Genomic DNA, 20,263 nt, shown 5'->3' on the forward strand with positions numbered 1-20,263 from the left:
TCAGCGATCTAGCATAGATTTCAACCACGAATAAATGGCATGTCTTTTTCGCTAGCTTTTTTCGAGCTCTTTTTGCAAAGAAAAAATTTGTTACATAGCATTTCGTGATCAATGCCAAACGTTTGCGTTTTTCTTTACATACATCTAAAACTAGCGCTATTATACAAACTTAAGTTTGCATGACGGACATATGTTTATGACAAAAAGAGAACAACAAATACTCGATATTTTACGCAATGAACCTATGATCGCTCAGCAAGATCTTGCGACCAAATTAGGGCTAAGCCGAAGTGCCGTCGCTGGGCATATAATGAATTTAACCAAAAAAGGGGTTATTCAGGGCAAGGGATATATTATTAGCCCAGATCAGTATGCCGTTGTGATAGGCGGCGCCAATATGGACTTATGCGGTCGCTCAACATCCAACTTAATTCAAGGCGATTCTAATCCTGGTCAATTAATTAGTAGTGCAGGTGGCGTTGCTCGTAATATTGCTGATAACCTTGGTCGCTTAGGTAGCTCTGTCCAATTTATTGGTGTGATGGGCGATGATGTCTGGGGAGAGCAGTTAAAAAGCGCTTGCAGAGAAGCAGGCGTCAATGTTGATAACTGCCTAACCATTGCCGGAGCGACGTCTAGCAGTTATTTATCCATTCATGATAGCGATGGAGAAATGCAACTCGCTCTCAATGATATGAAGTTAATTGACAACCTGAGTTCCGATCAACTTCGCCAGAGAGAAGGGGTTATCAACCGTGCTTCAACCATTGTTCTTGATGCAAATATAAGCCCAGATGCGCTAGATTACTTATTTGATATACATAGCGACACTGCCATTTTTGTCGATCCCGTGTCATCAGTAAAAGCCCCTAAATTACTGCCTTTTTTAGATAGAGTGCACACTCTTAAACCTAATTTGATAGAAGCTGAATTACTTTCTGGAGTCACGATGCAACAACCATCTGATTTAGAAAAGATCGCCGATATATTACATAACAAAGGAATAAAGCAGCTTTTAATTAGCCTTGGCAGTAAAGGCGCGTATTCAAGTAATCATCAGGGCGCGAACTTTATCTCTCCAGCACAAACACAAGTTAACAATGTTACCGGCGCAGGAGATGCCTTAATGGCAGGACTAGCGCACGGTCACTTAAAACAATGGCAGTGGTCCGACACTGTCGAATTTGCTCTAGGTGCCGCACGATTAGCACTTACTGCCGATAATACGATTAATTCAACCATGTCTGAAAAAGCGGTTAAACGCTTATTAAAGGAAACCATCACATGTTAGAGAAATACCTAGATATTCAACCAGAAGTTGCCCAAGCATTAGCAAACAATCAACCTGTTGTTGCTCTCGAATCCACCATTATTTCTCACGGTATGCCTTTCCCTAGAAATGTTGAAACGGCACTGTTAGTAGAAAATACCATCCGTGAGCAAGGCGCGGTTCCGGCTACTATTGCGATTATTGAAGGACGTTTAAAAGTAGGCTTAACTGAAGAACAAATCAATTACTTAGGTAAAGCAGGATCAGAGGTTGCTAAAGTAAGTCGCCGAGATATCCCATTTATCGTCGCTAGCCAAAAAGATGGAGCGACTACTGTTGCGGCCACAATGATTCTTGCTGCGATGGCTGGCATAAAAATCTTTGCTACGGGTGGAATTGGTGGCGTACACCGTGGCGCACAAGAAACTATGGATATCTCTGCTGATCTACAAGAGTTGGCTAATACTGACGTTGCTGTTGTCTGTGCCGGGGCAAAATCAATACTTGATTTATCTCTAACTCGTGAATATTTAGAGACTCAAGGTGTTCCTATTATCGGCTATCAAACCGACAGTTTACCTGCTTTCTATACTCGCGAAAGTGAACACGGGATTGATTATCGTCTCGATACCGCTAACCAAATTGCGGCAGCGTTAAAAGCAAAATGGGAGATGGACTTAAATGGTGGTGCAGTTATTGCGAATCCAATCCCTGTTGAATACGCCATGCCTACCGACACTATTAATCAAGCGATTGAAACCGCACTTAAAGAAGCCGATCAACAAGGTATTTTTGGTAAAGAGTCTACTCCATTTTTATTGGCTCGTGTATGCGAGTTAACCGGTGGAAACAGCTTAGATTCTAATATTCAATTGGTATTAAATAACGCCCGTTTAGGCGCTCAAATTGCCATCGAATATAGCAAGCTGTAATTCAATCGAGCCATCTCTGTTTTAATAGGGATGGCTGTCCTTCTATGTTCTATTTGACTAAAAAAAACCATCGTCATCAACTAACAAAGTCCTTAGCAATAAATCACAACCAAGCGTGACCAGTATGTAACCATATCCTCTATTTACTTATCGCTATGACGTATTATCTCTGCACATACCTCTATTTAAAAAAAATTGAAAGTTTTTTACTGTTGTTCCTGTCTATATAACTACACAAATTTATTAACCTTTTAAAGGGAAAGACATGAAGCGATTATCGAAATGGTTACTCTCTTTTGCCGTGCTATTACCAGTATTGGTATTGAGTATCATGCCAGAACATTCTGCTAAGGCAGAAAATACCCATACTATGCCAAAAAATAGCCAAGTCGCCACACTCGCAGGCGGTTGCTTCTGGTGTACTGAATCTGATTTTGAAAAACTGGATGGCGTAGTCGACGTTGTTTCTGGTTATGCTGGTGGTGAACTTGATAATCCAACTTATCAACAAGTCTCATCTGGCACATCAGGTCATATTGAAGTCGTTCAAGTGACTTATGACGGCGATGTTCTGAGCTATGAACAAATAATTGATTATCTATTTAGGCACATGGATCCAACCGATAATAAAGGCTCATTCGTTGATAGAGGCCCTCAATATCGTCCTGCTATTTTCTTCCATACTCAAGAACAGAAAGCAATAGCCGAGCAGTTTATTCAAGAGGTGGATGAAGCCAACATTTACCCACAACCAATCGCAACTGAGCTAATTGAATATACTAAGTTCTTCCCAGCAGAAGAGTATCACCAGGATTATTACAAAAAGAGCAACATTCGTTATGGCTATTACCGTCATGCGTCGGGTCGTGATCAATACTTAGATGCACTATTTGGCGAAGATCGAACCAAAAACCCAGTGACTTTACGCCAAATGATCGATGCTAAGGCGCAAAAAGTTGGCATTAAGCAATACAGCAAGCCGAGCGATAGTGAAATTCGTAAAAACCTAACGTCTTTACAATATGCAGTCACTCAAAATGACGAAACTGAGCGTCCTTTTCACAATGAATATTGGGACAATAAAGCGGAAGGTATTTATGTTGATATAGTGACAGGTGAACCGCTATTTTCCTCTACTGATAAATATAAATCTGGTACTGGGTGGCCAAGTTTTACCAAGCCATTGTCTGAAGATTACGTTGTCACAACGACAGATTACAAACTCTTTTACCCACGAACAGAAGTGCGCAGTCGATTTGGTGATTCGCACCTTGGCCACGTATTTGAGGATGGTCCAGCGCCTACAGGATTACGCTACTGTATGAATTCAGCCTCTCTTCGTTTTGTTCCTGCAGAACAATTAGCGCAACAAGGATACGCAGACTATTCCTACTTATTTGAAGGATAAGCAGTCTTTTAAATTTAAGGCTCTGGTTAGATATTAACCAGAGCCTTATAACGTTTATTTAAACAAAAACATTGATTTAAATAATAGGTAAATCGTGACGAGCCCCCCACTCTGCCCACGAGCCGTCATAAACAGCAAGATTGCTTTTTCCACATTGAGTCGCCGCCAATGCCAAAATACACGCCGTGACACCAGAACCACATGAAAAACTTAACGATTGTTCTGACGTACAAACTTGATCAAATTTCGTTTTCAATTGTGCGGCAGGTTTCAGGTATCCATCTTCAACTAGTTCAACGAACGGTAAATTTTTCGAATTAGGTATACGCCCTCTTCTTACATTTGGCCTTGGTTCTATCTGTTGCCCATTAAAACGCTCAGGCGCTCGAGCATCTAAGATAGCAATATTTGAATCTTCTATTTGCCCAAGTAAAGTTTCACTATCAACTATCCAATTTGAGCATAATCTCGCTTGATAGGTACTCGGTAAGCGTGTTTTAGCTGGTGTATTTTCTACAGCACCAGAATTTGCTAACCATGCCGGTAGACCACCATTTAAAACAGCAACATGTTCATGGCCCATCACTTTAAACATCCACCAAACACGCGGTGCAGAAAATAGGCCATGTGAGTCATAAACAACAACCCTATGCTTGTTATTGATGCCCATTTTAGCGACTTGTTGAGAAAAATGATCTTCAGAAGGCAACATATGTGGTAAATCAGAATCTAAATCACATATCAGAGTATCAAAATCAAAAAACAACGCATTTGGGATACGCAATGTCTGCCATTCGGCTTTCGCATCACGCTGTATGCCAGGCATAAACCAACTTGCATCCAACACGACTAAATCTGGGTGATCTATATGTGTTTTGAGCCACTCAACCTCCACCACGGAGTTGTCTAACGGTAATGAATCCATCAATTTTCCTTTAAATGACCTCGTATGAGGTATATCCATGAGTAATGCCATACCATAACAAAATTAGGCATAAAACAAAGCAACTTGCTGTTGTTATTAACTGGTCGAGTTATAGATTACTTGGGTTATGAATTGCTATAAGTATTAGTTACTATCATTACTAATTGTTATGATAGTAACGGTATTGAGTCTCTTATTTGGACGATATCATCATTAACGCTGATATTTTTACTTGTACGGCAGCATGTAATTACTATGCACACTTGTTTAATTTCAGATCTAAGGCGAATAGAATGAACTATACACCAATCACATTTTTAACTTTCTGCCTTATGGGTTGCCAAAATATTTCAAGTAAAAATAGTGTCGAGCAAAGTAGCACGATCGCGGCACCGACTACGTCTTCACTTCAGGAAAAAACGCAGTGTTCGGTTTATGCTACTAGAGACTGGAGTGCCATAATTACTCCATCTACTAACGTAAACAATCGTTATCAATTAAGCATCACGGGGGAAGTTGATCTTCCTTCTCCTGCCTATCAAGTCAACTGGACTGAGGGGATTACCGACAGAGCCATGCCACCGAACTTGCGCCTGAGCCTGACGACAGAACGTTCTCACAACCAAGCCTCAATACAAGTTATTTCACCGACTAAGGTGCATTATCAATTAGAAACGCCTTTGGCTAACTTTAAAAGCATCACCATATTATGTGCCGATGAAGTACTGGCGACCATAGCTGTGACTCTGAGCTCCTCTTATCCGTCAGATTAAGTCTTTCTTCTATCTCTCAATCGTCGATAGTTTGATAACAACCAATACGCTTAGCAAAAGGCCAGTGGGAATTTTCTCCAAATTTACTTCACAATTCCATTCTATGATGAAGAGTCATAATTTTATTCAGTTGAGTTAATCAAATTATATGCGCACATTGTCTATTGTAACTACTGCCCTGCTTGTTTGGTGTAATGTAAATCAAGTAGCTTTAGCATCCTCTAATGTTTCTTCTTTAATATACAATGGCGAAACCACCAGTACTGGTAGCAATGGAGAGTGGCCATCAATCGCGACACTCTATTACGACGCTGTGGATTACTCTGGTATTTATTCACTGTATTGTGGCGCGTCGATTGTTGATAGTCAGCATGTTCTTACCGCTGCTCATTGCTTATATGATGGTGAAGGTAATTTGAATGAAGATTATCTTATTTACACGTCTGTCGTTCCTCAAATGGAAGATGAAAGTGAATTTCTAGATGGCACTGTTGACGTAATTAGAGCATCTGAATTCTATGTGCACAGTGGTTACGTTGACTCGTCATCTGACGATAGTACCTCTTGGCCCAACGATATCGCGATAATAAAACTAGCAGAAGAAATGAACATTAACTCAAGCGATTATGCCACGCGTGCATCGCAAACTAATGCAATAGACTATCGTGTTGATGGAACAGAATTTATTGCAGTTGGACACGGGTTAACCGAAACCGGTGACGAAGAAACACTATTGCAAACGACACTAGAATATCAATCTGAAGACTACTGCGATTTTGATAACCTAAATGATTCTCAGCTTTGTATGTCTGGACGCTACGACAGCACCACCAATGTAAGAAACTCGACCTGTTCAGGTGATTCTGGAGGGCCTTTATATTGGGATGCTAACTCAACAACAAGCGATTCAGATTCAAACAGCAATTACGTTCAAGTGGGGATAACCAGCTATGGGTGGACGGGATGTTATAACGCATCAAGTGATGACACCTCGGTTTTTACTGAAGTCGCCGATTATGAAAGTTGGATAACCAGTGTTTTACAAGGAAATGAAACCCCAGATTACACAGTAACAAGCGAGGATAGAGATCAATATTATGATAATAGCGTAAGCAATAACAATAGCGATAATATCAGTACTACTGATTCATCATCTTCAAGTGGTGGCAGTCTCTCTTTCTACAGCATAATTTTACTCGCCGTTTTAATCTTCTTTCGAAAAAAAGTTGTTCACAATGCTCAACTGTTGCAATAAGACTGCTACAATACAAACATCAAACCTAGCCAGAAAATGTTAGCTCTAATACACTTAGTATAAAGTATGCAGCAATAGCACAGGCAATATCAGCAAAAATCAACAAGGACACGAAATGACATATAAAACAACAACAATGGAAGTACCAGTCGCTATAGCAGAACGAGTCCAAGCCTTAATCAATAGCTATGAAGCCAGTGAAAAATTTAAAGCAGAACGAAAAATAGTCGTCGATAACCTTCTTGCGATGGACAAATTAGAGTGCGAAATGGCAGTTTACAGCTTATCCCAAACAGAATTGCTCGATACACTTCGATTTGTTTATGAGCTATCTGGGACTAATAGCAAATTCATCAAAAATATTCTTACTCAATGCAGAGAAAATCCAAATAAAGTACTGTCTGATGCACAAAGAGCCTCGGCCAAGAGCATGCTATTTAATCTAATTAACGACCCTTCTGTAGTGTCTGCGATGAAAGAAATATAATCGCGACGTACTCAAAAATGAAAAAAAATTTCACACTGACGGCCATGGTCATGCTATTTAGCCTGTCAAATTTACAAGCTGAAACCACTGAAAGCAACGTTACCGAGTTTTCCAACCACGATTTATCACATTGGCAATCGAAGTCTTTCAGTGGAAACACAGATTATCAACTCGTCCAAGAGCAAACTCGTACCGTACTTAAAGCAACCAGTATCGATAGTGCTTCTGGATTAGCGTTAGAAAAGCGAATAGATCTTTTTCAAACGCCTTATATTAACTGGTCTTGGCGTATTGAAAATAAATTAACCGGTCTAGATGAGCAAACAAAGCAAGGCGATGATTACGCTGCAAGAATTTACCTAATTATAGATGGTGGCTGGACAGTATGGAAAACTCAAGCCTTAAACTACGTCTGGTCTTCCAATCAAACACAGCAAACCCAATGGGACAATGCTTACGTAGATAATGCAAAGATGCTTGCTGTACGAGGTAAAAACGCCACACCGAAGCATTGGTATACTGAAAAGCGCAACGTATATCAGGATCTAATAACTAATTTCGGTGACAAAGGCAGCGCCGAAAAGAATGAAAAAGCCTACCGTTATATCGACGTAACCGCCATTATGACAGATACGGATAATAGCCATCAAACCGTCACCGCCTATTACGGCGACATCACCTTTACCGCCAATTAGTTCTTTATTTTAAAAGAGGTACCTTATAAGACAGGCTCCTTTTGTGCTTTACCTTATAAGGACAGGCATCTTAATAAAGTACAAATTGTCTGCAATAATATGTTGGCGTTGAATTAATACCTTCCATAAAGTGCCTGTCCCAATAAGAACATGTCCCAATAGAGCACAGCAAAATAAGCAAATAAATTCTGGTTTTAATAGACTTTCTATTTTAACGAGAATGTATTTGCTTTGGCTATTTCAGGTTTAGTTGAGATTAAATCTTAAAGTAAGATACTTCTTGTTTTAAATGACTGGACAATCGGTCTAATTCTTTTGCTGCAAGTTCGTTATTCTCACTCAATTGAATCGATTCATCTGACATGTCTGATATGGAATTCATTGCCGTAACAACTTCACTCACCACCGTAACTTGCTCATGCGTTGCCGCCACAATATCTCTAACCCCATTTAATGTATCTTGCGCTTGTTGCTCAATACCAACAAGAATATCGCTTGCGTCTGAGGTGTTTTGTTTACATTGCGCGACCTTTGGCTGAGTATTTTCCATTGCAGAAACACTTACAACTGTTTGAGTTTGCACTTCTTTCAACAAAGTTTCAATTTGGGTTGTTGCTGCTCCAGTTCTTTGGGCTAAATTACGAACTTCATCGGCTACAACAGCAAAACCACGACCAGTTTCACCAGCACGAGCCGCTTCAATTGCGGCATTTAAAGCGAGTAAGTTAGTCTGATCTGAGATTTCACTGATCATATTGACGATGCCACCAATATCAGCAGTTTTCGCTTCGAGCTCCTTAACCTGAGATACCGTTCCATTTACCGCTGCGGTCACATCTTCCATCTGTTCGACTACAGACATAATTAACTCTCGTCCTCTTACAGAGTGCTCAGAAGTGGCTACAGAATTCTGTTCCGATAAATTAACAATATGATCAATCTCAGCAATACTCGCCTTCATCCCTTCTAATTTAACCACCATTTCTTGTGTTAACGAAGCTTGATGCTGCGCAGTGTTTAGCACTTGGCTAGAGCCAGATGACACTTTTTCCACTTGTTGCGCTAAATGATTCGAAGCCCCACAAATATTATTAACGATATTAATCAGCTTACTGGACATTACCGATAAAGAATCTAAGATACTGCCTGTTGAGCGATCAGAATATTGGCGAGTTAAATCTCCATTAGCCATAATTTGAATTGCTTGCTGCGCTTCATGAGGTTCACCTCCAAGTGTTCGACGGAAGCTCTTTTCTATTACAACGCCAACAATAACGGAAATAACTAATGCTATCCCACTCAGCACTAGCATCAAGTTTTGGAACCCTCCAGCCATCGCTCTAGCTTCCGGAGTCAACTGTTGATTTAATGTTTCTTGATAATCAATAAATTCATTGATGTTATTAAGCCACGATATAAAGGCAGGACGAGCTTGATCGAGTACGGTCTCAACCATTACATGTTGTTGTTTTTTCTGCTCTATAATCTTTTCAATCAATGGTTGAGTAGATTGTTTTACTTGATTAATTTTGTTGAGAATTGTCAATTCTTGCTGTGTAAAATAAACATTACTACTGAGCATCTTTTGCATTAACTGCTCTGACTGAATATAGAACTGCTCTAAGCGATGAATTTCTCTCTCTAATTCATTTATCTCTTGTGGGTTGCGAGCAATAGCTATATCACGAATGGCAATCGCTCGGTCATGTACACTACCTCTGTAATTAATTGCATATCGTTGTTTTACTGAATTGACATCGGTAACTTCTGACAATGTAGCATCGATAAAATTAACTTTTTGAATACCCAATATAGTTAGCAGCATCATTAAGAAAACTAATATGCCAAAGCCAATAGCCAAACGGGTCTTTACTTTCAATTGTGATAAAAAATTCATGCGCTACTCCCAGTCGCAAGGCATTCGGCAATATGACACCGAGTTAATTCCTACTTTAAACATTACCAATAATGTTAAGCATCACTATATAGCGGCCAACATTGGTCTTTTATTAGTTTTTATTTTGTAATTTATACTAATAATACGCTCAATAGAGACGAGGGCATCAATATACTGTTTTATTTGTTTACCTTCCACTAAGATACCAACTCATTCACAGAATAAATAAAATGACATATTGGATTGCATACTGGTCATATTATGCAATTACAACCTGTACACCATAGATAGGAAAAGGCTTGCGAGTAGTTCCTCAATAAAAAAGTGTGCTAGTCTTCTCATACTCACTCAACCACAAGATATTAATGACAATGAAAATTTTCAGCAACTTCGAAAGCGGCAACATTCACGTGGTTTCAGCAGATTCACCACAAAATATTCAACTGACTATTCCTGCAGATAACCAAACCGACATTTCACAATGGTTTCATTTTCGCCTAGAAACCGAAGCTAACAAACCACATCACTTCACAATTAGTGACTTAGCAACTTCGGCTTATCCTGAAGGCTGGGAGGGTTACGATATAGTTGTTTCTTATGATCGTGAAGAGTGGATCCGTATTCCAGCTACATTTGATGGTAACTCACTGACATTTGAACTCATTCCGGAGCAAGATTCCGTGTATTTTGCTTATTTTGCACCTTATTCATACGATAGGCATCAAGACCTTTTGCACAGTGCGCAAATACATCCTTCGTGCAAGTTAGAAACATTGGGACAGACACTAGATAACAATGATATTAGCTTGCTAACCATCGGTGAACCCAGCCCTGAAAAGAAAAACATTTGGGTAATTGGTCGCCAGCACCCAGGTGAAACAATGGCCGAATGGTTTATCGAAGGACTTTTACAGCGACTACTTGATGAAACAGATACAGTTGGTCGTTCATTACTCGATAAGGTAATGATTTATGTTGTACCTAATATGAATCCAGACGGTAGTATTCGAGGGCATTTACGAACCAATGGCATTGGCGTAAACCTAAATAGGGAATGGCAGACTCCTTCCATGGAGCGCAGCCCCGAAGTTTACCTTGTCAGAGAGCGCATGCTGGAAACAGGTGTTGATATGTTCCTTGATATCCACGGAGATGAAGCTATCCCGTACAATTTTGTTGCAGGTAGTGAAGGTATTCCATCTTACAACACGCGAATTGCACAGTTAGAAAATCACTTTAAGCAATCCTTACTAACCATAACACCTGAATTCCAAGATTCTGTCGGTTACGACAAAGATAAACCAGGCAAAGCGAACCTAACCGTAGGTTCAAACTGGGTTGCAGAACAATTTAAATGTTTATCTTACACTGTCGAAATGCCATTTAAGGATCACATCAGTCATGCCGATGAACTTTACGGTTGGTCACCAGAGCGTAGTGCAGCATTTGGCCATGATATGTTAGCGGCTGTTTGGGCTACGGTAGGTAAATTGTAAACAAAATAATCTAGTTTTATTAAAAAGTCTTAGCCTTTACAGAACAAACCCACAGTATTTCGCTGTGGGTTTTTATTTATCTTTAGAACATCTTATTTCTTTAAAGATACGTATTTTGACGCTTTCGCTTAAATTTACTATCGAGTAATTATAATCTTAACTCAAGTCGATATCTTTGGTACCAAAGACTAAAGTTGCAAAGAAACCTACAATGTAAGAAATGATCAATCCACAAATGAAGACAGCCATACCTAAGAAAATCCCCTCATTAGAGGTCATTAAAGGGATAGCCACTACTCCTGAAGGACCAAACACGGTATTTAAACCAACGGGAAAACCAAGTAAAGAAATCAGACCAATAAAGAAACCACCCGCTGCCCCGCCAATACAAGCGGTAACAAATGGTTTCACACGGGGTAAGGTTACTCCGTAAATCAAAGGCTCACCTATACCAAGAATCCCAGGAATAATAGCACCGCGAATTTGTGTACGTAGTACCGATGATTTTTCTGATTTCCAATAAAGTGCTAATGATGCGCCAACCTGCCCTGCACCCGCCATTGCTAAGATAGGAAACAAAGAATTAAACCCTTGTGTTTCCATCAAAGCGAAATACACAGGAACAAAGCCTTGATGAATACCAAATACAACGGAAATAAGAAATAACCCAGCTAACACTGCTGCCCCTAAAGGATTATCATTTAAGTTTAAGAATAACCAAGACATGCCTTTGAATAACACACCACCAACAGGCATGATAACAATGAAAGTGACGGCTCCCATAATGAGCAGTGTGACCACTGAAGTCAGTATCATATCGAGATCATCAGGCATATATTTACGTACCAGACGCTCGACTTTCGCTCCAATTATTGCCGCAAGTAATACCCCAATGATATTACCGCGAGGATCAATAGCAAAACCGAAGAAATCACTCATACCTGAATAGATGCCAGAAGTAGCATCAGCATCGTAACCCAGCACAAATAGCGATGCGAGTATCGCCCCATTCACTCCAGACCCACCAAAGGCTTGTTGAGCGTTATAGCCAATTAAGATACTTAAAAATGCAAACAGCCCTTTACCAAATATTTTCATATAGGCAACTAAGCTAACCATAAATTCGCTTGGCTCTTGCCCTACAACCATAGTTTGCTCTATCAAAGTAGCCAATCCAAGTAGTAGGCCTGCAGCGATAAAGCCAGGAATAAGCGGCGTAAAAATAGTCGCAAATTTACTTAGGAAACGCTGTACCCCACTGGTTTGTTTACTCTTAACTTGAGACTTTTTCTGTTTAGCAATAACGTCTAAGTCTTGTTCTGAAGTAGAGGCTTCATGAGAACTTCCGCTCAATAACTCATTCATCAGTTCAGAAGCTTGTTGAGCTTTACCCGGTCCCACCACAATTTGTAGTTGTTGATCCGACTCCACAATACCCATTACCGCAGGTATTGCATTCAACTTTGCTTTATCAACTAGACTGAAATCGGTGAGAGTTAAGCGTAATCGCGTCATGCAATTACCTGCTTTCACAACATTTGCTCTTCCACCAACGGCAGCAAGAATGTCGCTAATTATATTTGTATTAATTTTCGCCATAGTAATGTCCTTAATAACTATTTTTTGCTGCATCGCTATTTAATGCAGCACGAATAAATCCATGTTTTTCAATCAAAAGTGTTGATGCTTGATCCGCTGTTAAATTAGCCAGCAACATTAAAATGGCCGTCTTACAATGTCGTCCACATGCTTGCAGGGCCGCCTCAGCCTCATCTTCAGTACATTCGGTTGCGTCTACCACAATATTCACTTGACGCTGAACCAACTTTGCATTGGTAGCTTCAACATCAACCATCAAATTGCCAAACACTTTCCCTGAGCGAATCATTGCTCCTGTGGTTAGCATATTCAGTACCATTTTCTGTGCGGTTCCCGCTTTCATTCTGGATGAACCTGTAACAACTTCTGGGCCAACAACCGGAACAATCGCCACGTCTGCTGCGTCGATCATTGGACATTGAGGGTTACACACAATAGATGCAACAAATGCCCCCTGAGTTTTTGCATACTCCATCCCTCCTAAAACATAAGGCGTGCGTCCACTTGATGCGATTCCCACCACAACATCATTTTGATTAACACTGAGGTTTTTTAAATCATCTACCGCAAGAATTGGCGAATCTTCAGCATTTTCTACCGCTCGAAAAATGGCGGTATGCCCTCCGGCAATCAGACCAACCACTTGTTCAGCAGGTGTGCCAAAGGTTGGCGGGCACTCACTAGCATCTAGAATACCCAATCGACCTGATGTGCCCGCACCTAAATAGATTAAACGGCCATTCTTGTCAAAAGCGGCTTTAATAGCATCAACCACTGTAGCAACCTCACTCAAGGTTTCTTCAACTGCATGTGCTATTGTTTTATCTTCATTATTTATCACCTTCAGCATATCTATAGTCGAGAGAGTATCGATTTTCTCACTGGATGAGTTGCGCATTTCGGTAACTAAATGGTCAATATTTAGCTTCATTTTTCTTCCTTAAAAAATATTTGTTGGTAATCCTATGGAATTAAATCAACTGAAATAGTGACGATTGTCACAGTATAAATTATTCCAAATTATGTAATTAGTGGAATAATTTGGGTTAATGTATTATTTGTATGATAATTATCTCTCACTCAATTGCGTTACTGGGATAAATGGGTTGAATAAAAATTCAATCAAACGGAATACATAAAGCTACCTCACCGGGAGAAATGTGATGTCGGTCACACATAAAGTTTTACTTAGTCGAGAAAAATTGTCTGCCAATGGCAAAAAAATAGCAGATTGGATCATCACTGAACCGAGCCGAGTCATCCCATTAACCAGTCAAGAACTCGCCAAACAAATTAACGTTAGCCAATCGAGCATCATTAAATTTAGCCAAAAACTTGGTTTTGCAGGATTTAGTCAATTCAAACGAAGCTTGATTGAAGAATTGAGCAGAAAAAGTGCCATACAACATGCTCCTCTGCATACTAATATTGCCAACAATGACTCCACTTCCACTATCATCCAAAAACTCATTAAAGCAAAATCAGAAGCGATTTTTCAAACGAGTAATGCTATAGCTAACGCAGAGTTTGATCGTGTGGTGGACTTAATAGATAAAGCGAAACGCGTTCATATTGTTGGAATGGGTGGTTCAGCTTTAACTGGAAAAGACCTCGCCTATAAATTATTAAAACTGGGTATAGCAGTAACGGCAGAGTTTGACAGCCATGTCCAAATCGGAATTGCACGGACTCTTTCTCCAGAAGATGTACAGATTGTCATTTCTTTTATGGGAGAAACTAAAGAGATCAATGCAGCAGTGGAAGCAGCAAAAGAAAAGGGCGTACTAGTTATTGCTTTAACATCGCCCATTCCTAGTGAATTACGTAACCTTGCCGACATTTGTTTAGACACCATTGCCGATGAACTGCAACACAGAGCGTCATCAATGATTGCACGTACAGCACAAAACGTAATAACTGATGCTCTGTTCATTAGCTTAGTCAAACATCGAGGAGATTCGGGACAAGAGATGATCCAAGATATTGCGTCTCATATCAAGCTCTTAAGCTGACATCTAATCATTTTCAGGCTCACGTAAATATTCATAGGTTCCCTCAAAACAGGAGATAATCCATTCACCAGCAGTAATCGATGGGTAACCACCTTCACCTGGTTTCTGCTCTATACAAGAAGTTAACGTTTCAACTGGCGTATCAAAGTCCGGTTCAACAAAAAATGGCATAGAAAACCTTGATTTTCCGGATATAGGATTTGAAACTCGATGTTGAGTCGACCGATAGATGTCGTTGGTCCAACGTTGCATTAGATCTCCAATATTTACGACAAAACTGCCGGGTACAGGTGGCGCATCAATCCACTGGTTTTGTTTATTTAGTAGCTGTAATCCACCACTATTATCTTGGTAAAGTAATGTAATACATCCATAGTCAGTATGTGCCCCAGCTCCATTTGTGACTTGACTCTGACTCGGGTAGTGCAAGAGCCGCAATACCGAAACTGAAAGTCGAAAGTACTTCGTAAAGAAGTCTTCTGGTTCGTTAAGTGCTAAGGCCATTGCTTTAAGTACTCTCATGCCCACATCTAACGTCAAGGTATAATGCTGATTAACAGATTGGACAAAACCTGAAAGTTCAGGGTATTGATTTGGACCATACAGCTTAGGACAACGTTCTACCTGAGAATGAAAGGGTGAAAGATCAAGCGCCATATCAAACGTTTCTTTGCAATCTGCTTGTCCATTTGGATCTAGCTTTTCAGCAGCAAGTCTCCCCCACCCTCTATGATTTTTACTATTTTCGATAGATATTTTTTGTTTTTCTTTTACTGGCAATCCAAAAAATTGGTCAGCGGTATATTCAATATGATCAAATTGCTCTTGAGGAATACCATGCCCTACCACATAAAAGAAACCAAGATCTCGACACGCGGCATCTATTTGCGTAATAACGGGTTTCCAATCTTCACGATCGTCGGACTGTAAGGGAGAAATATCTATGATAGGTAGGGTCATGCACGTTCCTTTGCAACGATGAACTTCACCTCCTTATTGTGGTGAGCCCATTATCTAATTGTTAAGACAAAGTTAAGCAAAAACCTGACCAAAAAGACAGTTACTTTAAAGTCATTATAATTCAATTAGATAGAATTAATTCTCAAGAGTGGGATTTTAAATCTGTAATGTTTAAGTTCATTAGTCTCAAAATTTTCACCATATTGGACACTGCCAATTTAGTTATCCTCAAGCGTAACCCCGTCTTACCTTTAGCATTATCAGACGTTACAATGCCTTTGTCGCTGAAACCATAAAGTGTCATTTAGAACCCGCAGGCATTATATCGCTCCGTCGACACACTTGTGGACAAATGTGTGTTTGCCGTGATCGGCTTCAGCCCCCCCTCCTTTGGACATTTTTTTGTCAGTTTAGGCTCTATATTGATAGTGAATAAATCGCGACAGGCCGTCTAGATCGCTTAACTTAGCGTCTAGTTTTGATGGTACAGAACAGGCATGCTTTACCTTTAGGTTTTTACACTTATAAAGACATATAGGAGCACCTTGGGGTGGTACTATTTGGTGACAACTCCTATACTCTGCTACTCATCTATAACAAGGTAATAAAATGAAAATATGTGGTGTTGAACTTAGTGGTAATGATGCGATTCTCAGTCTACTAACCCTGTCTGATGGTGTATTTAATATCCCTGACTGTCGCGTGGCAAAAGTTTCCATTGGCGATGCTAATGACACCGATAAGATGAAGCACTTTCAATTCTCATTTGCAAAGCTGATGCAAGATTATCAGGTTGAGCGTGTTGTGATCCGTCAGCGCCAAACCAAAGGTAAGTTTGCTGGTGGTGCAGTGGGTTTCAAGTTGGAAGCGGCTATTCAGCTTATTGATGGACTTAAGGTAGATGTTATCTCTGCGGCAGAAATCAAAGAGGGTCTAAAGCACACCCCACTCCCAGTGCCTTTTCAAGAGACAGGTTTAAAGCAGTATCAAGAGCCTGCATTTATGGTGGCCTACGCCTGTATCATGAAGTAGCACAACGCTCCAATATGAACGTGTCTAAAAAACCGATAAAGCGTCTATCGGTTTTTTTTTGCGCACTATTTACTGACTTTTAAAGCACTACTACTTTGGAATATAAAACACTAGCAGTTTGGCCTCATAGGTTCATAGGGCGGTTACGTTAACGCGGCACTTTCATGTTTCACGCCTCAGTCATTACATGGCTACTGGCATTATATCGCTCCGTCAACATGTAATGATCCACTAATACTGGAGAGTTCTTAAGCCACTTTTTTCATATGAATATAATGTTCGTACCGAGTAATATTGTCTCGCCCTGAAATTTTCACACATTCTGCTTGTATCGATTTTATTCAACCGAAACTGGATCTGTAAATCGTTCCAAGAGAGGTATTGAACTCGCAAACCAAGCATAAGTAACCTAAATTGTACTTATAGATAATTTCTTATACAGCCCCTACAAAAGTGAGTTATAGTGAACTTATATATTAAGACGACACCAATATTGATAAAGTACATTAAAAGGCACTTATGAAAAAAGGTAAGAGGGTAAAGGTACAACCTATGCCTGATTTGAATACCGAGTTCAGTATGGAAACCCTGGGGAGTGCCATTCGCTCAAAGCGCACCGATAGAGGCTGTCGTTACGCCTTATCGACTTAAACCTATTGGTTCGTCCACATAACCAAATAACCTCCCAAGCTGAAAACAGCGTGAGAAGCAATGAGGACGGTTGGTATGAATAAGTTACAACAGTTAGATGTATTTATCGGTACGAATACCAAAATTGGTCGTTTGATTCTTCCTGTCGGAGCAGAAACTGAGTGGACTTACCAAAGCTCAAGGAATCGATGATGGGGAACGTGAACATATAGAACTATGTGTCTCACTCACCGAAACAGAGTGCGAATACTTGTTAGCGCAAACCGACAGTGTGCCAGAAATGAGTGAGCTTCTTTAATGGCAAATGCAGAGGCGATCTTTAGCAATTTATAAACCATTTTTGGACAAAACCTTGTTACGACTTCCTTACTCCTGTGAGATCTCGGATAAATATTTCTAAAGAAAACCGTTCAAGTGACCTACATAGTAGTGACCACTTTTACTCACCCAATATACTATGTATAACTTCCCTGCTAGTCCTCCCTGTGCTATTCATCGCGTAAGTGTCGTGCCTTTGATAAGGCTGATGAAAATATACTTGTGTGCACAGAAATCATTATTTCAACTTAACACACATTTCATCATCTAGGGCAGGAGGATAAGGGGCAAACTGGGAACAAGGGACAACCTTTATTTTTCTAACTTCGTTGCGTGAGTCGTAATTGTCTTTCATAAGAAATGTTAGGCTTGCCGCCAAGGACAAAACCGCGACTAATGACATTAAACTTTGAGTTAAATTGAACCACCCAATCAACATCAATGACCTTTCACTTAACTTTGAAGGGTCGTACGCAACATTCTTCTTTCTAACTTTGGCAGCTTCGGCTGCAATTGCATATTTATTGGCATCAAGAATGGGGGTGTAGTTGACTAGCATAGAACAGAAAAACGCCATTATTGAACAAGCTATAGCAACAAAGTAAAAAACAAGCACATATAGATTGACTGAAGTGAGTACAGTCTCTGAAACGAATGCAAATATTGCAAAAACTGTAATCATTGAGTGTTTGGAAAAGTCTACAATCTGTTTATGCATAACGAAAGTCTCACGAACTAATCGGTTTAAAAACTTCGCGTGCTTTAGGCTTTCTTAAATGCTTTCTGTACGGGCGAAATAGGAGGCCGAAAGAACCCTCAAGGGATTGCCTAAGCACCTTATCATTGAGTATCTTTACTGTATCGTACAATGGTGCCAAGGATGAAAGGTCGTAATTTGTGACTGAATTGCTTTCAACATTTTTGATGAACTGAACAAGTAGTTCTTCATCATCCTTTGATTTGTCTCTTCTGGTGTGGGCTTTGAATTTAGGTAGGGTTTGCTCTCGCATTCTCGATACTATCTGGGGTTTCGATAGTGTTCGTTTATAGAAGTTATCTCGTGCAGGGCAAACCTTGCTTATGCCGCTTATTGTTAACTGACCGCTTGACTTGCCTGCTGCATATTCTGCTACGCTGTAGATTGAATTCAAGATAAAGCCGCGAGCAACCTCTCTGCCAAGTTCGAAGTTTTTGTTAGCCTCGTATACATTTATCCAAAGGTTAATAACCCAGTATTCTTCATTAAATATTTCAAAGACTTTATGGTAAAACTCTCGTGACAGACGAACAACTTTCAAATTGCCGCTGCCATTGTTTTTTGAAATTTTAATATCTGGCTGAATTAAAGTAACCGACTCCCCCTGCTCACCTGCCACAATCCTACTTGGGGTATATTTGCCATTGTCAATAAGGTTTATGCTGGAGACTTTATCGAGATCTTCTTGTGTGAAATAAGTCGTAAACATGTATTCAAAAAAATCAACCTGAGTCGATGCTGGGTTCATCCTAGAGAACAGATTTGTTTGAATTTCGTTAAACATTTCAGTTCCTTTAGTATCGTCAATCATGAGTACCTCCCTGTATAATGATTAACCAAACTTAGCACTTTATTCACCCAGCTTGAAACCTACAGTTGTCACAAATATGCAATTAAAATGATATCTAGTGAGGTGAGCATTTCGAGAGAAACAAGCACTAGGTCACAGCATAACTTGTTTCTCTCTTTTTAACAGGAACCTCTAAAGCACAATGGGGGTAGCTATGTTTCAGCCCGAGATAGCTGAAGCGAACCCTAGGTGCTCGTGCTGAGAAGCCTCTGGACAAAGGCGTGTCAGTGGTTCTTCTAATTTAGTCAGCCCTGAATAACTTCTCGTATCTCAAAACGCAATCAGGCACCGCTGAACGCAGTGCCTGAGATAGAAGGAAATGGACAGAAGTTGTCACTCTCTATTCTCGTACCAAAATTACTCTATGCAAAAATTTATATTAAACATGCAGCTTCTTGCGTATTCCTCATGACTTTTCCTTTCTAACAAGCTACTGAGTAGCGACAGTGTTGTGTGATTTTCTTCAGTAAATCAAGATTGAAGTAATATATGAAGTGTATATAATACGTATACGTTATATATATTATGTGTGTCTATGGGTATCGTAAAAATTTCAGAGAGTCTTCACGAGGAGATTCGAAAAGCTAGTGGTGCCATGCATCGTTCTATCAACTCTCAAGCAGAGTTTTGGATAAAGGTTGGAATGATGGCAGAGTTGCATCCGAACTTTACATATAACCAGTTAATTTCAGAGTTAATGTCATCAGCTTCAGTATCGGCAGAAAATATCAAAAACAATGAGGCGGCTACTAATGACTAGTCTAGTTTCCATCAAAAGTCGTGAAGAAATCGAGCTAATGAGAGAATCTGGAAGGTTGTTAGCAAAGGTATTTACAGCTTTGGACTTTTACATGAAGCCAGGTCTATCCACGATGGATATCAACGACTTTGTTGAAAAATATATCGTTGATGACCTCAAAGCTCGACCAGCAAGCAAGGGGCAGTA

The 20,263-nt window shown here is 40.0% G+C and carries 18 protein-coding genes and 3 pseudogenes; 14 read left to right on the top strand and 7 right to left on the bottom strand.

The window, feature by feature from the left end; genetic code table 11:
* Window positions 1-196: 196 nt before the first annotated feature.
* The 3 genes from ACLKML_RS20280 to msrB all read left to right on the top strand — a co-directional run bounded on the left by ACLKML_RS20280 (window position 197) and on the right by msrB (window position 3,610).
* Window positions 197-1,291 (top strand): PfkB family carbohydrate kinase, encoded by a 1,095-nt coding sequence (locus ACLKML_RS20280; protein WP_413284754.1) that lies wholly within the window; start codon window positions 197-199, stop codon window positions 1,289-1,291.
* Window positions 1,285-2,202 (top strand): pseudouridine-5'-phosphate glycosidase, encoded by a 918-nt coding sequence (locus ACLKML_RS20285; RefSeq protein ID WP_317715349.1) that lies wholly within the window; start codon window positions 1,285-1,287, stop codon window positions 2,200-2,202. Before ACLKML_RS20280 ends, ACLKML_RS20285 begins: the two co-directional genes overlap by 7 nt.
* A 265-nt stretch (window positions 2,203-2,467) precedes the next feature.
* Window positions 2,468-3,610, top strand: coding sequence for a peptide-methionine (R)-S-oxide reductase MsrB (gene msrB, locus ACLKML_RS20290; protein ID WP_413284755.1), 1,143 nt, complete (start codon window positions 2,468-2,470; stop codon window positions 3,608-3,610).
* Between the two features lie 76 nt (window positions 3,611-3,686).
* Here the strand turns inward: msrB and sseA are convergent, their stop codons facing one another.
* Window positions 3,687-4,535: a 3-mercaptopyruvate sulfurtransferase gene (gene sseA / locus ACLKML_RS20295; RefSeq protein WP_413284756.1), complete on the bottom strand. Its 849-nt coding sequence runs from the start codon at window positions 4,533-4,535 to the stop codon at window positions 3,687-3,689.
* A 293-nt stretch (window positions 4,536-4,828) separates the two neighbouring features.
* Here sseA and ACLKML_RS20300 point away from each other — a divergent pair, with 293 nt between their 5' ends.
* The 4 genes from ACLKML_RS20300 to ACLKML_RS20315 all read left to right on the top strand — a co-directional run bounded on the left by ACLKML_RS20300 (window position 4,829) and on the right by ACLKML_RS20315 (window position 7,745).
* The gene (locus tag ACLKML_RS20300; RefSeq protein ID WP_413284757.1) at window positions 4,829-5,308 is read left to right on the top strand and encodes a hypothetical protein; all 480 of its coding nucleotides are present in this window, start codon (window positions 4,829-4,831) and stop codon (window positions 5,306-5,308) included.
* A gap of 148 nt (window positions 5,309-5,456) precedes the next feature.
* On the top strand, window positions 5,457-6,563 hold the full coding sequence (locus tag ACLKML_RS20305; protein ID WP_413284758.1) for a S1 family peptidase: 1,107 nt from the start codon (window positions 5,457-5,459) through the stop codon (window positions 6,561-6,563).
* Window positions 6,564-6,678: 115 nt separating this feature from the next.
* The gene (locus ACLKML_RS20310) at window positions 6,679-7,050 is read left to right on the top strand and encodes a hypothetical protein (RefSeq protein ID WP_317715354.1); all 372 of its coding nucleotides are present in this window, start codon (window positions 6,679-6,681) and stop codon (window positions 7,048-7,050) included.
* Between the two features lie 17 nt (window positions 7,051-7,067).
* Window positions 7,068-7,745: a DUF3047 domain-containing protein gene (locus tag ACLKML_RS20315; RefSeq protein WP_413284759.1), complete on the top strand. Its 678-nt coding sequence runs from the start codon at window positions 7,068-7,070 to the stop codon at window positions 7,743-7,745.
* A gap of 256 nt (window positions 7,746-8,001) precedes the next feature.
* Here the strand turns inward: ACLKML_RS20315 and ACLKML_RS20320 are convergent, their stop codons facing one another.
* A complete protein-coding gene (locus ACLKML_RS20320; protein WP_413284760.1) occupies window positions 8,002-9,642 on the bottom strand; it encodes a methyl-accepting chemotaxis protein in 1,641 nt (546 codons plus the stop codon).
* Window positions 9,643-10,013: 371 nt separating this feature from the next.
* Between ACLKML_RS20320 and ACLKML_RS20325 the strand changes: the two genes are divergently transcribed.
* Entirely contained in the window at window positions 10,014-11,138 is a 1,125-nt protein-coding gene (locus ACLKML_RS20325; protein WP_413285947.1) for a M14-type cytosolic carboxypeptidase, read from the top strand.
* A 156-nt stretch (window positions 11,139-11,294) separates the two neighbouring features.
* Here the strand turns inward: ACLKML_RS20325 and murP are convergent, their stop codons facing one another.
* Both murP and murQ read right to left on the bottom strand, forming a co-directional pair.
* The gene (gene murP / locus ACLKML_RS20330) at window positions 11,295-12,737 is read right to left on the bottom strand and encodes a PTS N-acetylmuramic acid transporter subunit IIBC (RefSeq protein ID WP_413284761.1); all 1,443 of its coding nucleotides are present in this window, start codon (window positions 12,735-12,737) and stop codon (window positions 11,295-11,297) included.
* 10 nt (window positions 12,738-12,747) lie between these two features.
* Window positions 12,748-13,668, bottom strand: coding sequence for an N-acetylmuramic acid 6-phosphate etherase (gene murQ, locus ACLKML_RS20335; protein WP_413284762.1), 921 nt, complete (start codon window positions 13,666-13,668; stop codon window positions 12,748-12,750).
* 232 nt (window positions 13,669-13,900) lie between these two features.
* Between murQ and ACLKML_RS20340 the strand changes: the two genes are divergently transcribed.
* The gene (locus ACLKML_RS20340; protein WP_413284763.1) at window positions 13,901-14,749 is read left to right on the top strand and encodes a MurR/RpiR family transcriptional regulator; all 849 of its coding nucleotides are present in this window, start codon (window positions 13,901-13,903) and stop codon (window positions 14,747-14,749) included.
* 3 nt (window positions 14,750-14,752) lie between these two features.
* Here the strand turns inward: ACLKML_RS20340 and ACLKML_RS20345 are convergent, their stop codons facing one another.
* Entirely contained in the window at window positions 14,753-15,709 is a 957-nt protein-coding gene (locus ACLKML_RS20345) for an isopenicillin N synthase family dioxygenase (RefSeq protein ID WP_413284764.1), read from the bottom strand.
* 609 nt (window positions 15,710-16,318) lie between these two features.
* Here ACLKML_RS20345 and ACLKML_RS20350 point away from each other — a divergent pair.
* From ACLKML_RS20350 to ACLKML_RS20360, 3 genes and pseudogenes are all read left to right on the top strand, one after another.
* Window positions 16,319-16,741, top strand: a complete 423-nt coding sequence (locus tag ACLKML_RS20350; protein WP_413284765.1) for a DUF3010 family protein — start codon at window positions 16,319-16,321, stop codon at window positions 16,739-16,741.
* A gap of 519 nt (window positions 16,742-17,260) precedes the next feature.
* Window positions 17,261-17,475: pseudogene (locus ACLKML_RS20355) on the top strand (hypothetical protein).
* A 68-nt stretch (window positions 17,476-17,543) separates the two neighbouring features.
* Window positions 17,544-17,690 (top strand): annotated as a pseudogene (locus ACLKML_RS20360) (type II toxin-antitoxin system HipA family toxin); the annotation flags it as partial.
* Window positions 17,691-17,948: 258 nt separating this feature from the next.
* On the opposite strand, the gene ACLKML_RS20365 reads toward ACLKML_RS20360, so the two are convergent.
* Window positions 17,949-18,428 carry a hypothetical protein gene (locus ACLKML_RS20365; RefSeq protein ID WP_413284766.1) on the bottom strand — a complete coding sequence of 160 codons (480 nt, stop codon included), beginning with the start codon at window positions 18,426-18,428 and terminating at the stop codon, window positions 17,949-17,951.
* Between the two features lie 10 nt (window positions 18,429-18,438).
* Window positions 18,439-19,278 carry a hypothetical protein gene (locus tag ACLKML_RS20370; RefSeq protein ID WP_413284767.1) on the bottom strand — a complete coding sequence of 280 codons (840 nt, stop codon included), beginning with the start codon at window positions 19,276-19,278 and terminating at the stop codon, window positions 18,439-18,441.
* A 574-nt stretch (window positions 19,279-19,852) separates the two neighbouring features.
* Here ACLKML_RS20370 and ACLKML_RS20375 point away from each other — a divergent pair.
* Together ACLKML_RS20375 and ACLKML_RS20380 are read left to right on the top strand one after the other, a co-directional pair.
* A complete protein-coding gene (locus tag ACLKML_RS20375) occupies window positions 19,853-20,077 on the top strand; it encodes a ParD-like family protein (RefSeq protein WP_413284275.1) in 225 nt (74 codons plus the stop codon).
* Window positions 20,070-20,261 (top strand): annotated as a pseudogene (locus ACLKML_RS20380) (type I methionyl aminopeptidase); the annotation flags it as partial. The gene ACLKML_RS20375 and the pseudogene ACLKML_RS20380, both read left to right, overlap by 8 nt.
* Window positions 20,262-20,263 lie beyond the last annotated feature (2 nt).

This window comes from Vibrio sp. MA40-2 (assembly GCF_047302445.1).
Taxonomy (GTDB): domain Bacteria; phylum Pseudomonadota; class Gammaproteobacteria; order Enterobacterales; family Vibrionaceae; genus Vibrio.